The following is a 15024-nucleotide window of genomic DNA, read 5'->3' on the forward strand; positions in this document are numbered from 1 at the left end:
AAAGCAGATTTAACCAATCTCGTAGCTACAAAAAATGTAACTGTTAACTTGAACGGCCTTGTTTCAAAAGAAGCAGTCAAAGATTCAGTCACTAAAAATATCAAAGACCATATTGATGTCCCAGCCAGCTATTTAGAAAAAGCGAACGTTCCCGGTCCATTCTTGGCTGGTGTCAATCAAGTCATTCCGTATGAAGCTTTCGGTGGAGATGGTATGTTGACGCGTCTCTTGCTCAAATCTTCTGACAAGGCTCCTTGGTCAGACAACGGCACAGCTAAAAATCCAGCTCTCTTGCCACTTGAAGGCTTGGCGAAAGGTCAATACTTCTACGAAGTGGATTTGAACGGCAATACTACAGGTAAAGACGGACAAGCCCTTCTTGACCAACTTCGTGTTAACGGAACTCACACTTACCAAGCTACTGTCAAGGTCTATGGTGCCAAAGATGGCAAAGCAGATTTGACAAATCTTATCGCGACTCGTCAAGTAACGATTCAGCTTCGTGGAAAAGAAATGGCTACAATACCATCTCAAGAAGGTCAAATGAATATGAAACCTTCTACAACACCATCTCAAGAAGGTCAGATGAATAAGAAGCCTTCTGCAACAGATTCTATGAGTACAGCTGAGGGTACGAAGGAAGTAGATCATCGCATGACTGATGTGAAGGGGGAACACCCAACTTCTAAGCCGATGGCAGATACGATGAAAAAAATGATAAGGCTACGTTACCCACAACTGGTGAAGCTCAAACAGCTACAGCTGCCATTGGTTTCTTAGGACTAGCTTTGGCAGGAATTCTTAGCCTTCTAGGTTTGAAAGAAAAACAAAAAGATTAAGGTTTAAATCATTTAAAAATTACTAAAAATAGTGTTATACTAAAGCCAGTATAACACTGTTTTTATCAGGAGATTGGCAAATGGGAAAGACAATTTTACTCGTTGATGATGAGATGGATATTCTAGATATTCAAAAGCGCTATCTTATGCAGGATGGCTACCATGTTTTAGTGGCTCGAGATGGCATGGAGGGGTTAGATCTTTTCAGAAAGAAATCTGTTGACCTGATCATCACAGACATCATGATGCCGAATATGGACGGTTATGACTTTATCAGTGAGGTTCAGTATATAGCACCTGATCAGCCTTTTCTTTTTACAACGGCTAAGACTAGCGATCAAGACAAAATTTACGGTTTGAGCTTAGGAGCAGATGATTTTATAGCCAAACCTTTTAGTCCGCGTGAGCTAGTTCTAAGGGTCAATAATATCTTGCGCCGACTGCATCGTGGAGGCGAGATCGAACAAATTGAGCTCGGTGATTTGGTGATGAATCATGCGGTTCATGAGGCTCGCATCGGAGAGCATTTTTTGGAATTAACAGTGAAATCCTTTGAACTGCTCTGGATTTTAGCTAGTAATCCTGAGAGAGTTTTTTCAAAGACGGAGCTTTACGAAAAGGTGTGGCAGGAAGACTTCGTAGATGATACCAATACCCTTAATGTTCATATACATGCTCTGAGACAGGAATTGACCAAGTATGCCAGTTCAGACACTCCTGCCGTCAAAACTGTCTGGGGTCTGGGGTATAAAATGGAAGGAGCACGAGGTATAAAATGAAATTAAAAAGTTACATTCTAGTAGGGTACCTAATTTCTAGCCTACTAACGATTTTACTCGTTTTCTGGGCAGTCCAGCGAATGTTGATTGTAAAAAGTGAAATTTATTTCCTAGTTGGAATGACCTTGATTGCTAGTTTTATAGGGGCGGCAGTCAGTCTCTTTCTTTTATCGCCAGTATTTTCTTCCCTTCGGCATCTGAAAAAACAGGCTCAGAATATAGCTGACAAGGATTTTAGTGCAGAGATTGACGCCAAGGGCCCTATTGAATTTCAAGAGTTGGGTCAGGCTTTTAACGATATGTCGCATAATTTGCAAGAAACGTTTGAGTCGCTTGATGAAAGTGAACGAGAAAAGGGAATGATGATTGCCCAGCTTTCTCACGATATTAAAACTCCCATTACCTCTATTCAGGCGACTGTGGAGGGGATTTTAGATGGAGTCATAGAAGAAGAGGAGCAGATTCATTACCTGACCACGATTAGCCGTCAGACAGAGCGCTTGAATAAATTGGTGGAAGAATTGGATGTTTTGACTCTTAATGCCCAGCCTCGAATAGAATCAGATGGAGAAGCCGAAATAGTCTTTATAGATCAGCTATTGATTGAGGCTATGAGTGAATTTCAACTATTGATTGAGCAGGAGGAGCGAGACATCTACATTCAAGTGTCTCCTGAGTCAGCGAAAATTAAGAGCCATTACGATAAACTTTCCCGTATCTTGGTCAACTTGCTAAATAATGCCTTTAAGTACTCAGACCCTGGAACTAAAATTGAGGTTGTGGCTCAATTAACTGAGCAAATCTTGACAATAAGTGTAAAAGATGAAGGACAGGGTATTGCTCCTGAGGATTTGGATAAGATTTTCAAACGCCTTTATCGTGTGGAAACATCTCGTAATATGAAGACAGGTGGGCATGGTCTGGGTCTTGCTATTGCGCGTGAATTGGCTCATCAGCTGGGTGGGGAAATAACGGTCGAAAGCCAGTGTGGCCTAGGAAGCACTTTTACATTTGCTCTCAACTTAACATAAATCCACAATAAGTGATAAATATTTTTAACTCTTGATTTAGCAAAGATAAAACCAAATTCAAGTTTTTTCAAATCGATCTCCCTATTTTTAGGGGGATTTTTATTTTATACTAGAGTCAGAAAAATGATCGAGAGGTTTTTGAAATGGCAACAAGTTTTTTGTTCTTTATTTCTGTTTTTCTGGCGGGGATTCTTTCCTTTTTCTCCCCTTGTATCTTACCGCTTATGCCAGTCTATGTGGGAATTCTGCTAGATTCAGAACAGCAGAAAACGGTTCGGTTTATGGGAAGGGATCTTTCTTGGTATGGTTTGGCTAAGACTCTCTGCTTTATAGCAGGTTTATCTACTGTATTTTTGGTTTTGGGCTACGGAGCTGGCGCTCTAGGGCAAGTCCTCTATGCCCCCTGGTTTCGCTATGTTCTGGGCGGGATTGTCATTCTACTGGGAATCCACCAGATGGGAATCATCAATATCCAGCAACTGCAAAAGCAAAAGAGCATCCAACTTAAAAAGAATAGTAAAAGAAGTGATTTTCTTAACGCATTTCTCTTGGGTATCACCTTTAGCTTTGGTTGGACGCCCTGTGTGGGACCTGTTCTGAGCTCTGTTTTAGCAATTGCTGCTTCTGGCGGTAACGGCGCTCTTCAGGGAGGCTTGCTTATGTTGGTTTATACACTTGGCTTAGCCCTCCCTTTTCTAGCTATGGCTTTGGCTTCCGGATGGGTATTACAGCGCTTTGCGAAACTCAAACCTTATATGGGAACGCTTAAGAAAATCGGCGGTGCACTCATCATTCTCATGGGAGTTTTGCTAATGCTTGGAAATCTAAACGCTTTAGCGTCATTATTTGGATAAATATTATATAATTAAAGGAGAAATATCATGAAAAAAATCGCTACCCTTACAATGGCTACTCTTAGTATCTTTGCCTTGGCTGCTTGCTCCAGTCAAAAGTCAAATTCAGATATGAAAAAGATGGATGACAGCAGTATGATGAAGAAAGACGATATGAAAAAAGATGACATGAAGAAGGAGAATATGAAAGACTCTAGCATGTCTGATGACAAGATGAAAAAGGATGATATGAAGGACTCTTCCATGATGTCCGACACTAAGTCTGACATGAAAGATTCATCAGAGATGTCATCTGATAAATAAAATTATCAATAAGGGTGGGAGTCGTCAGTTTTGTCGGCTTTCTCCTTATTTTGAAAGGAAAGAAAATAATGAAGAAACTATCGATTTTGACTGCCAGTCTGCTTTGTGTCGGCTTATTGGGAGCTTGCTCAAATCAGCAAATGAATTCGGAAGCTTCTAAAAATGATAAAAGTTCTATGACTAGCAAGTCAAATTCTAACCAAGCTACAAAAATGGCTAAGGACTTTAGTCTGCAAGGAGTGGACGGCAAGACCTACAAGCTGTCTGATTTCAAAGGCAAGAAAGTCTATCTAAAGTTTTGGGCATCTTGGTGCTCTATTTGTCTATCCACTCTTGGAGATACCAATGATTTGGCTAAGGAGCAGTCTGGAAAAGATTATGTTGTCCTGTCAGTAGTGTCTCCGACTTTTAATGGAGAAAAGTCTGCTGATGATTTCAAGGAATGGTACAAGTCTTTGGATTACAAAGATTTCCCAGTTCTCATGGACACCAAGGGAGAATTGCTGAAAGAATACGGGATTCGCTCGTATCCATCTGCTCTCTTTATCAATAGTGATGGCTCACTTGCTAAAACTCATGTGGGCTATATGAGCAAGGAAGATATTGAAAAAACACTAAAGGAAATCAAGTAGAAAGGAGCAATGAACATGGAAGGCAAATGGAAGATTTTTCTGGTTTTGTTTGGCTTGCTCGCCTGTTTTGGTCTATTTTTCTTAATCAAGGGCTCCATGTCTATTAACCCATCTCAGGCCAATATTGAGCAAATCAAGAAAGCCTCTATGAGCAAGACAGAAGTGACTAAACAGAAGAAAGAAGATGTCAAGGAAGAGGACAAGCGGGAGATTTATCTGGCTGGCGGCTGTTTTTGGGGAGTAGAAGAGTACTTTTCTCGCGTGCCAGGTTTAATTGATGCTGAGTCTGGCTATGCAAATGGTAAGGGCGACACGACCAAGTATGAATTGGTCTCCCAAACTGGCCATGCTGAGACGGTAAAAATTACCTATAACGCCAAAAAAATCTCTCTCAAAGAAATCTTACTTCACTATTTCCGCATCATTGACCCAACTTCTAAAAACAAGCAGGGAAATGATCAGGGGACCCAGTATCGGACAGGAGTTTATTATAAGGATGAAGCAGATTTGAATACCATCAATCAAGTTTTTGATGAAGTTGCTAAGAAATATGATAAGCCTTTAGCTGTCGAAAAAGAACCTCTGAAAAACTTTATCAAGGCAGAAGATTATCATCAGGATTACCTAAAAAAGAATCCTAATGGATATTGCCATATCGATGTCAATCAAGCTGCTTATCCTGTTATCGAAGCTAGTCGCTATCCTAAGCCTAGCGATGAAGAGATTAAGGCTAAGCTCTCGCCAGAAGAATATGCAGTCACACAAAAGAATGACACTGAGCGGGCCTTTTCTAATCGCTATTGGGATAAGTTCGATGCTGGTATCTACGTGGATGTGGTGACAGGCGAGCCTCTCTTTTCATCAAAGGATAAATTTGATTCAGGCTGCGGTTGGCCGAGTTTCACACGCCCTATCAGTCCTGATGTTGCGACTTACAAAGAAGACAAGAGTTTCAACATGACTCGAACGGAAGTTCGCAGTCGGGTTGGAAATTCGCATCTGGGCCATGTTTTCACTGACGGCCCTAAGGACAAGGGCGGCTTGCGCTATTGCATCAATAGTCTGTCAATTAAGTTCATTCCAAAAGCTGAGATGGAAGAGAAGGGCTACGGTTATCTTTTGGATTATGTTTAAGAGCATTTTGATTGAAAATTTGCTATAATAAATCCAGTATAAATAAGGAGTTGAATCTTGTGTATTCAATTATGATTGTAGAGGATGAGTATCTGGTAAGACAGGGGATTGCGTCCTTGGTAGACTATGAACAGTTTGGTATGCAAGTTATTGCTCAGGCTGAAAATGGAAGAGAAGCTTGGCAGAAATTTCAGGAAAATCCTGCTGACATCCTGCTGACCGATATCAATATGCCACAGATGAATGGCCTTGAACTGGCCAAGCTAGTCAGGAACCAGGCTCCTAAGTGCCATATCGTTTTCCTGACAGGCTATGATGACTTTGACTATGCTCGGACGGCCATTAAGTTAGGTGCAGATGACTATCTTCTCAAGCCATTTTCCAAGGATGATGTTGAGGAGATGTTGGCCAAGGTGCAGACCAAGCTTGATAAGGAACGTAAAAAAGCCCAGATTCAAAACTTGGTCGATCAGGGACAGCGCTCTGAGTTGGAAGAGGTTATTCAAGCGCGTCTAGCTGATTCAGAATTAAGTCTGAAAAGTTTGGCTTTCCAATTGGGGTTTAGTCCGTCCTACCTAAGTGTTCTTATCAAAAAAGAATTAGGCTTGCCCTTTCAAGATTATCTGATCCAAGAGCGGATGAAAAAAGCAAAGCTCTTACTCCTGACCACAGATTTGAAGATTTATGAAATAGCAGAGCAGGTTGGTTTTGACGATATGAACTATTTTTCTCAGCGCTTCAAGCAGGTGGTTGGGCTGACACCTCGGCAGTTTAAAAAAGGAGAGGAGAAATGAAACGATATCCGCTTCTTATCCAGTTGATTGTCTATATTTTTCTGCTGGTCCTTTTACTTTTGGGGTCTGTTGGGAGTCTTTACTATCAGACTAGCTCGCAGACTATTCGGCAGCTGACAGAGCGGACGACGCGCAATAACATGGAGCAAAGTGGACAGTTCATTGCTTCCTATTTGCAGAAGTTAAAACAAACCACCTCCACACTGAGTAAGGAAGAAACGATTCGTAAGTTTGCTCAGAATCAAGAAAGCAGTGAAACGTCAGTGCAAGCTTTGATGAAAACCATCATTGAGACAGATCCGGATTTGGTGTCGGCAGTATTGGTTACCAAGGACGGGCGCGTGGTCTCGACAGATTCTCAAATCAGCATGCAGACATCTTCTGATATGATGAATGAAAAATGGTATCAGGAAGCTGTTCATACCAAAGCCATGCCTGTCTTGACCCCTGCTCGGAAAGAATCTCTGTCATCTGAGAAGGAGAAGTGGGTTGTTTCTGTCACTCAGGAAGTAGTGGATGAAGCAGGGCAGAATCTCGGTGTGTTGCGTCTGGATATCGGCTACAATAGTCTCAAAGCCTATCTGGATAGGCTTCAGCTAGGAAAGAAGGGCTTTAGCTTTATTGTCAATAGCCAGCATGAATTTGTCTATCATCCCAAGAAAAGTGTTTATTCATCCAGCCAGGAAATGAAAGCTATGCAGCCCTATATATCGGTCAAGGATGGTTATGCAGACCAGAAGCAGGCTTTTGTCTATCAGATTGATATTTCAGATAGTGATTGGACTTTAATTGGTGTTGCCTCATTAGAGCAATTGCAGATGCTTCAGTCACAGATGCTTTATTCTTTTGTAGGAATGGGCCTTTTAGCACTCCTGCTGTGCTTGACTGGTATTTGGTTTGTTCTGCGTTTGTGGATTAAGCCTCTGCAGAATCTACAATCAGTCATTCTGAAGATTGGGGCAGGCGACTCAAATCTGCGTGCAGAAGCTAAGGGTTCTCCAGAGTTGGTTGACTTGGCTCAGCAGTTCAATAAAATGCTGGATCAAATCGAACGACTAATGGAAGCTGTCAAGACAGAAGAACAAAATGTCCGCCGCTATGAGCTCCGAGCTCTCTCTGCTCAAATCAATCCCCATTTCCTTTATAATACCTTGGATACGATTGTCTGGATGGCTGAATTTAACGATAGCAAGCGTGTTGTTGAGGTAACAAAGTCACTCGCCCAATATTTTCGCTTGGCGCTCAATCAAGGACATGAACAGATTTCTCTTAGAGATGAGATTGATCACGTTCGTCAGTATCTTTTTATCCAGAAGCAGCGCTATGGTGACAAGCTCCAATATGAGATTGAAGAGGATGAATCTATAGCTGATTATAAACTGCCCAAGCTAGTACTTCAGCCTTTGGTTGAAAATGCCATCTACCATGGTATCAAGGAAATTGACCGACAAGGCATGATTCGGGTGACGTCGAAAGCAGAAGAGGGGCAACTGATACTGTCTATCTATGACAACGGCCGCGGCTTTGATCTTCAAAATTCAGAGGACCAGACTCTCCTTCGCTTAGGTGGTGTCGGTCTGAAAAATGTCGATCAACGCTTGAGGTTGCAGTTCGGAGACGACTACCATATGGAAATCCAGTCTGAACCAGATAAATTCACCCAGATTTGTCTTTATTTGCCGCTAGTAACAGATGCTTAAGTTCGCTATCATTCAATATTCAAGCCGGAAACTTTCCGGCTTTTTTTCTTGTTTAGGAGCAAAATAGTGTTTTTACAGACGGCTTCTCCGATAAATGATACAAAAATGAGGATAGTGTAGCAAAATGTGGAAAAATTTAAATCGTTTGTTATAATAATATTGAAAACACATCTTAAAGGAGGTTGGGATGGAGTCTAGTTTATTTTTTGTTTCGGTCTTTTTGGCTGGAATTCTCTCGTTTTTCTCACCCTGTATCTTTCCCTTGTTACCAGTCTATATAGGGATTTTGCTGGATGAAGAAGAGCCTAGAGAAGTCAAGTTTTTAGGCAGAAAGATCGCTTGGACTGGTCTGATCAAGACCTTGTGTTTCATTGCTGGCATTTCTTTAGTTTTCTTCCTACTAGGCTTCGGTGCAGGATTCTTAGGCAGAGTGATTTACGATGAGAAATTCCGTTATCTGATGGGGATCATCATCATTTTGCTAGGAATTCACCAGATGGAGCTGATCAATATCAGGCAGTTACAATTCCAGAAAAATGTGGAATTTAAGAAGAACAGTCGTCGGAATGATTTTCTTTCAGCCTTTTTGCTTGGCGTTAGTTTCAGCTTCGGTTGGACGCCTTGTATCGGACCTGTCCTTAGTTCGGTTCTGGCCCTAGCTGCCTCTGGAGGAAATGGAGCAGTTCAAGGAGCGCTTCTAACATTGGTGTATACGTTGGGAATGGCCTTGCCGTTTCTCATCTTAGCCCTAGCTTCTGGCTTCGTTATGCGCTATTTTACGAAAATCAAACCCTATATGGGACTGATGAAAAAAATCGGAGGAGCCTTGATTATTTTTATGGGAATCCTTCTCATGCTCGGGCAGTTAAATGCTTTATCAGGAATTTTTGGATAAAAGGAGAAAAAGATGAAAAAAATTCTTTCGCTAGTTGTTGCTTCGATAGCTTTTTTGACACTATCAGCTTGTTCATCTGATGAAAAGGGGATGAATAGTCAAAGCCAGTCCAGTACAAGTGTCCAATCGCAGGTTGCAGTTGGCCAGGAGGCACCGGACTTTACTCTTCAGTCGATGGATGGAAAAACTGTCAAGCTTTCTGATTACCGTGGAAAAAAAGTCTATCTGAAGTTCTGGGCTTCTTGGTGCGGACCTTGTAAGCGAAGTATGCCAGAATTGGTTGAGTTAGCTGGTAAAAAAGACCGTGATTTTGAAATATTGTCTATTGTAGCACCGGGTCTCCAAGGAGAGAAGTCTGTTGAGGACTTCCCAAAATGGTATCAAGAACAAGGCTATAAGGATGTGCCCGTTCTATTTGACACGTCTGGTGCAATCTTCCAAGCCTATCAGGTTCGCAGTATTCCAACCGAAATCCTCATTGATAGCCAAGGAAAAATTGGGAAGATTCAATTTGGAGCAATCAGCAACGAAGAAGCAGAAAAGGCCTTCAAGGAGATGAAATAAAATAAAGAAAAAGAATGGATTTGAAAATCCATTCTTTTCATTTTGTTCTGATTAAGCACTAGCGCCAGATGTTGCATCGGCATCTCCACCGCCGTGACCACCGCCAGTATCTGAAGCACCAGAAGTGGCATCGGCTGCTGCAGCTGCGGGAGCAAATGGGCCACTTCCTCCAACCAAGCGTTGACCAGTTGTTTTCAGATACCAATCTAGCCAAGGCTGGAAGTTGAAGACGATTTCGTTGATACCAGCGTAAGAACCGTCAGGATAGTACATTGCTTGGTAGTTATGGGTATTGATAACACCTGCTGGTGAGCCAGGTACGATTGTACGAACATACTCTTGATCACCGTTACGAAGAACACCAACTACCCATTCTACGTTCTTCATGCGAGCAGCAGGAAGAGAGTTGTGTAGGGTTGAGAGACGGCCACCTGATTGGGATGGTACACGTTTAGCAAACATGGTGTCTGGATCTTGATGAGCGTTGTTATAGTAAAGGAACTGGTTGTTATCATCTGCATAAGTCAATTCAAACGGCATAGCCTTTAAGAACATGTCGATTTGGTTAACAGTCAGGATACCATGGTCAAGCTTGACATAGGTATCGCCAGAAACAGCACCAACAGCTTTTGCAGCTTTTTCTACCCATTCTGGATCGTCAGGGTCAACTTCTGTGATGGTTGTTGCGATTGGGTTCGTGACATCTAAGTCTTCAGGAGCAATTGGTTTAGGTTTTTTCAATTTTGAGACTACCTCAACATATTTAACAAAGTTATCTAAGCAAGATTCAAGGAATTTAACAGTTCCTTCGTTTGTGATGTTGCCTTTATTATCAAAAGCTTCTTTCGCTTTGCCAAGAAGGAATTCATTTCCTGGTAAAGTGTAAGCATTGACACCTGGAGCATCCAAGATTTTACGCAAATGCACTTGGGCACGAGAGGTTCCTTGGTCATAGTAGGAAGCTCCCACAATCATGACAGGCTTGCTTTCAAATGGGTGAACCTCATAAGAGAGCCATTCAAGGACACTTTTGAGAGCTGCTGTAATGGTGTGGTTGTGCTCAGGAGTAGCAATGATGACACCGTCAGCGCGCGTGATGCGGTTGTACAAAAGGCGCAGTTGGAAGGATTCGTCCCATTTTTCATCTTGATTAAAGAGTGGAACTTCATCAATTTCCAAAACTTCTAATTCAAATTTCAGTTTAAATTGTTTTCTGATAAATTCTAGTAATTTACGGTTGTATGATTGGTCTGCATTTGAGCCGACAAGTCCAACAAATTTCATGTGATTCTTTCCCTTCTAGTTCTTACAATTTTTCCCAGTCAAAGTTTTCAGCTTCTTGATGAAGAAGTGCTTGGGCACTTGATAACTTTTCTGTAATTTTAACAAACAAACGGAAGTCATCAAAAAGAGCGTCTAATTTTTGAATGGTTTCGAGGTCAATCAAGTCTCCATTTTTATCAAAGGCTTGAAGTGAGTGAGAAAGTAGGAATTCAGAACCTGGCATAACAGAAGCTTTGAGTTCTGGCGAATCCAAAATTTGACGGAGTTGTAGTTGGGCACGAGATGAACCCAGAGTTCCATAAGAGGCTCCTGTAATCATCACTGGTTTACCAAGTAATGGATAGATACCGTAAGACAGCCAAGCTAAGGCACTCATAAGAACAGCGGGAATAGAGTGGTCATATTCAGGCGTTCCGATGATAACACCATCAGCAGCTTCGATTTTCGCAGCGATTTCTTTAACGATCTCTGGAACTTGCATATCAGATGGTTTGTTGAAAATAGGAATTTCTTTGATTTCAATCAACTCGATTTCTGCTTTATCAGCGAAATGCTTTTGCATGTACTGAAGGAGTTGGCGGTTGGTTGATTTTTTTGAGTTTGTACCAACTAGACCGATAAATTTTAACATAGTAGGTTCCTTTCTGGATTTAGGATAAGATTTCTGGGCTGAGACCAGATGAATAAAAAATTTGATGATTTTCTGTAATAACGAAGGCTTCGATTCCATTTTCTTGCTCGACTTTCTCTAAGATGGAAGTAGGAGTTTCCCCAAATAAACGGGTTGTCCATATTTCACCATCGACTGATTTTGATGAAACAATCGTGAGACTAGCTAGCTGATTGTTGATCGGATAACCTGTGATGCGGTCAAAAATATGATGATAGACCCTGCCGTCAACTTGCAGTTTTCTTTCATATATCCCTGAGGTCACGACAGACTGATCCTGAACGGACAGAAGAGCCAGATTGTTTCCCCGTTGCAGACTTGGATTTTGAATTCCAATGCGCCACCAACGATTATTTTTTTCATTTAGACCAATGGTTAAGATATTTCCACCAAGATTGATGAGGGCAGAGGTGACACCTTGTCCTCTTAGAAAAGTAGCGATTTTATCTGCGATATAGCCTTTGGCAAGGGCGCCTAAGTCGATTTTCATGCCTTCCATTGTCAAAAAAACACTGGAGGCAGCTGCATCTAACTCGATACACTCAGGGTCAGTGAGTGCCAGCGCTTGCTTGATTTCTTTGGGACTGGGAACTTTCGCATCCGCAAAGCCAATCCGCCAAGTTTGAATCAAGGGTCCCAAGGTAATATTGAGATGACTGTCTGGAGCGAGACTATGCTTTTTTCCCAACTCAATCAACTCAAACAAATCAGGATGGACACAAACGGGATGTTTACCAGCAGCGTGATTGATTTGCATGAGCTCAGAGCTGTCATCATTTGCACTAAAACGCTTTTCGTACAATCTAAGAAGTGAAAACACTTGATCCAGAAGACTGCCAGCATCTTCATGGAGAATCGAAATAGTGATAGTCGATCCCATTAAATGGATGGATCTAGACTTAAGATCCACTTTTATCACAACCTTCCCTATTAAATTTCTTAATCTTCTCTATTAGTATAACAGAAAGATACCGTTTTCACAATTGTAAATATATAATATTTTCAGAAAAATTGAAATTTTTTGTCTAAAATCAAAGTTATTTGCCAAATTTTAAAATAATTCTGAGCATATATCTTGTAAACGCTAACAGATACATGGTATACTAGTTTGGTAAATTAAATTTAAAGGTGGATTATTCTATGAGTAAAATCGTTGTAGTTGGTGCTAACCACGCTGGTACAGCTTGTATTAATACAATGTTGGACAACTTTGGTCATGAAAATGAAATTGTGGTATTTGACCAAAACTCAAATATTTCATTCCTTGGTTGTGGAATGGCACTTTGGATCGGGGAACAAATCGATGGTCCAGAAGGACTCTTCTATTCTGATAAAGAAAAATTGGAAGCTAAAGGCGCTAAAGTTTACATGAACTCACCAGTACTTTCAATTGATTACGATAATAAAGTTGTGACCGCAGAAGTGGAAGGAAAAGAACACAAAGAGTCTTATGATAAATTGATCTTTGCAACTGGTTCAACTCCAATCTTGCCTCCAATTGAAGGCGTTGAAATCGTTAAGGGTAACCGCGAATTTAAAGCGACTCTTGAAAACGTCCAATTCGTTAAATTGTACCAAAATGCTGAAGAAGTTATTGGAAAACTTGAAGACAAGAGCAAACACCTTGAACGTATTGCCGTTGTTGGTGGTGGTTACATCGGTGTAGAACTTGCCGAAGCCTTCGAGCGTCTTGGAAAAGAAGTGGTGCTTGTGGATATCGTAGACACTGTTTTGAACGGCTACTACGACAAAGACTTCACTCAAATGATGGCGAAGAACTTGGAAGACCACAACATCCGCTTGGCGCTTGGTCAAACAGTTAAAGCAATCCAAGGTGATGGTAAAGTTGAACGCTTGGTAACAGACAAAGAAACATTTGATGTGGACATGGTTGTTCTTGCAGTTGGTTTCCGTCCAAACACAGCTCTTGCTGACGGTAAGATTGAACTCTTCCGCAACGGTGCCTTCCTTGTAGACAAGAAACAAGAAACATCAATCCCAGGTGTTTATGCAGTAGGTGACTGTGCGACCGTTTATGACAATGCTCGTAAAGACACTAGCTATATCGCCCTTGCATCTAACGCTGTACGTACGGGTATCGTGGGTGCTTACAACGCTTGTGGACATGAATTGGAAGGAATCGGAGTTCAAGGATCAAATGGTATCTCTATCTACGGTCTTCACATGGTTTCAACTGGTTTGACTCTTGAAAAAGCCAAAGCTGCTGGCTATAACGCAACTGAAACTGGCTTTAACGATCTTCAAAAACCAGAATTTATCAAACACGACAACCACGAAGTTGCCATCAAGATTGTCTTTGATAAAGACAGCCGCGAAATCCTTGGTGCACAAATGGTGTCTCGTGATTCTGCAATCAGCATGGGAATCCACATGTTCTCACTTGCTATCCAAGAGCATGTGACAATTGACAAGTTGGCCTTGACAGACCTCTTCTTCTTGCCACACTTTAACAAACCATACAACTACATCACAATGGCTGCACTTACAGCTGAAAAATAAACAATGAAAGTCCCGATGAGGGACTTTTTTGTTACTTGTTTTATCAAGTTGAATTGTCAATACGATACAGAATGATGCATATATATTATTTGTTTATCAACTAGTACAATAATTAATAATCATTCTAATGAGTCTTAAAATTAGTTCTATTTTAGATTTTTTTGTTATACTAAGATGAAAATAAAATTTTAGAAAGTTGTTATATGAAGAAAAATATTGTTCTTTTCATTTTTCTCCTTCTAAGCGCGATTGGCTTGGAATACGAGACGCAAGCTTATACTACTGGTAGTATGTCAGGTACTGGTTATGGAATTGTCGGACTTTCAGCCCTTTTGGCCCTGCTCTATATCATCCCAGCTCTACTTTTGATTCGCTGCTTGGGTAAAAAATGGCAGACGCCTGCATTTAGCCTTGGGATTGCTCTGCTAGGTGGGCTATTCATTTCTGGATGGACGTCTGGATTAGCCAATACTTATATCCACGAGTGGGTTAGCACGAGTTTTCCAAATACAGTGATTAGTTATCTGGAGAATGCTCTCGCAGCTCCGCTGGTTGAAGAGCCGCTTAAGCTTTTTGCGGTTGCTTTCGCTGTCTATCTAGTGCCAGTCAAAAAACTTAAAGGCTTTTTACTATTGGGAATTACAGCTGGCATAGGTTTTCAGATTAGTGAGGACTTTTCTTATATCCTTTCCGACCTTCCTGAAGGATTTTCCTTCACTATCTCTGGTATCTTAGGCCGTATCACTGGTGGGGTAGCTTCTCACTGGCTCTACACTGCTTTGACCACTATCGGCCTAGCCCTGATGTTCCGATTTGCCAAGACGCAAAAGGCCTACTTTAAAGCTGGACTATTTTATTTCTTGTCAGCTTTTGTTCTCCACTTCTTCTGGAACTCTCCATTGACTTCTATTGAAACGGATATCCCAGTTATCGTTCCCATCATGACTGCTGTGGCTGTCTTCATTTTCTACCAAGCCTATCGAACAGCACACAAGATTGATCAGGAAGACTTGTCAATCTAAAGA

15 protein-coding genes and 1 pseudogene are annotated in these 15024 nt (G+C 41.3%); 13 read left to right on the top strand and 3 right to left on the bottom strand.

From position 1 onward, the window contains the following. The 11 genes and pseudogenes from O3651_RS09915 to sdbB all read left to right on the top strand — a co-directional run. Positions 1-839: pseudogene (locus O3651_RS09915) on the top strand (SSURE domain-containing protein); the annotation flags it as partial. Between the two features lie 80 nt (positions 840-919). Next, entirely contained in the window at positions 920-1618 is a 699-nt protein-coding gene (locus tag O3651_RS09920) for a response regulator transcription factor (RefSeq protein ID WP_268731864.1), read from the top strand. After that, the gene (locus tag O3651_RS09925) at positions 1615-2649 is read left to right on the top strand and encodes a HAMP domain-containing sensor histidine kinase (protein ID WP_061910271.1); all 1035 of its coding nucleotides are present in this window, start codon (positions 1615-1617) and stop codon (positions 2647-2649) included. Before O3651_RS09920 ends, O3651_RS09925 begins: the two co-directional genes overlap by 4 nt. Positions 2650-2792: 143 nt before the next feature. Beyond that, entirely contained in the window at positions 2793-3503 is a 711-nt protein-coding gene (gene ccdA2 / locus O3651_RS09930) for a thiol-disulfide oxidoreductase-associated membrane protein CcdA2 (protein ID WP_371610316.1), read from the top strand. Between the two features lie 27 nt (positions 3504-3530). Then, on the top strand, positions 3531-3806 hold the full coding sequence (locus O3651_RS09935; protein ID WP_371610317.1) for a hypothetical protein: 276 nt from the start codon (positions 3531-3533) through the stop codon (positions 3804-3806). A gap of 68 nt (positions 3807-3874) precedes the next feature. Then, positions 3875-4438: a TlpA family protein disulfide reductase gene (locus tag O3651_RS09940; RefSeq protein WP_371610318.1), complete on the top strand. Its 564-nt coding sequence runs from the start codon at positions 3875-3877 to the stop codon at positions 4436-4438. 15 nt (positions 4439-4453) lie between these two features. Next, positions 4454-5572: a peptide-methionine (R)-S-oxide reductase MsrB gene (msrB, locus tag O3651_RS09945; RefSeq protein ID WP_371610319.1), complete on the top strand. Its 1119-nt coding sequence runs from the start codon at positions 4454-4456 to the stop codon at positions 5570-5572. 59 nt (positions 5573-5631) lie between these two features. Further along, positions 5632-6366 (top strand): response regulator, encoded by a 735-nt coding sequence (locus tag O3651_RS09950; RefSeq protein ID WP_371610320.1) that lies wholly within the window; start codon positions 5632-5634, stop codon positions 6364-6366. Further along, positions 6363-8066: a sensor histidine kinase gene (locus O3651_RS09955; RefSeq protein WP_371610321.1), complete on the top strand. Its 1704-nt coding sequence runs from the start codon at positions 6363-6365 to the stop codon at positions 8064-8066. The genes O3651_RS09950 and O3651_RS09955 overlap by 4 nt, the downstream gene beginning before the upstream one ends. A 187-nt stretch (positions 8067-8253) precedes the next feature. After that, positions 8254-8961, top strand: coding sequence for a thiol-disulfide oxidoreductase-associated membrane protein CcdA2 (ccdA2, locus tag O3651_RS09960; RefSeq protein ID WP_187422089.1), 708 nt, complete (start codon positions 8254-8256; stop codon positions 8959-8961). A gap of 12 nt (positions 8962-8973) precedes the next feature. After that, complete coding sequence (gene sdbB, locus O3651_RS09965) at positions 8974-9525, top strand: thiol-disulfide oxidoreductase-associated lipoprotein SdbB (RefSeq protein WP_371610322.1); 552 nt, start codon at positions 8974-8976, stop codon at positions 9523-9525. 51 nt (positions 9526-9576) lie between these two features. Here the strand turns inward: sdbB and O3651_RS09970 are convergent, their stop codons facing one another. The 3 genes from O3651_RS09970 to O3651_RS09980 are packed head-to-tail and all read right to left on the bottom strand — an operon-like array spanning position 9577 to position 12389. Next, positions 9577-10809: an NAD(P)H-dependent oxidoreductase gene (locus O3651_RS09970; protein WP_048764234.1), complete on the bottom strand. Its 1233-nt coding sequence runs from the start codon at positions 10807-10809 to the stop codon at positions 9577-9579. A gap of 22 nt (positions 10810-10831) precedes the next feature. Continuing rightward, positions 10832-11440: an NADPH-dependent FMN reductase gene (locus tag O3651_RS09975; protein ID WP_125372965.1), complete on the bottom strand. Its 609-nt coding sequence runs from the start codon at positions 11438-11440 to the stop codon at positions 10832-10834. 19 nt (positions 11441-11459) lie between these two features. Then, entirely contained in the window at positions 11460-12389 is a 930-nt protein-coding gene (locus O3651_RS09980; RefSeq protein WP_371610325.1) for an FAD:protein FMN transferase, read from the bottom strand. 230 nt (positions 12390-12619) lie between these two features. Here O3651_RS09980 and nox point away from each other — a divergent pair, with 230 nt between their 5' ends. Together nox and O3651_RS09990 are read left to right on the top strand one after the other, a co-directional pair. Continuing rightward, positions 12620-13999: a H2O-forming NADH oxidase gene (nox, locus tag O3651_RS09985; RefSeq protein ID WP_371610323.1), complete on the top strand. Its 1380-nt coding sequence runs from the start codon at positions 12620-12622 to the stop codon at positions 13997-13999. A 203-nt stretch (positions 14000-14202) separates the two neighbouring features. After that, positions 14203-15021: a PrsW family intramembrane metalloprotease gene (locus O3651_RS09990; RefSeq protein ID WP_371610324.1), complete on the top strand. Its 819-nt coding sequence runs from the start codon at positions 14203-14205 to the stop codon at positions 15019-15021. The last annotated feature ends 3 nt before the right edge of the window (positions 15022-15024 follow it).

Origin of the sequence: Streptococcus sp. 27098_8_73 (assembly GCF_041432495.1) — a bacterium.
GTDB lineage: Bacteria > Bacillota > Bacilli > Lactobacillales > Streptococcaceae > Streptococcus.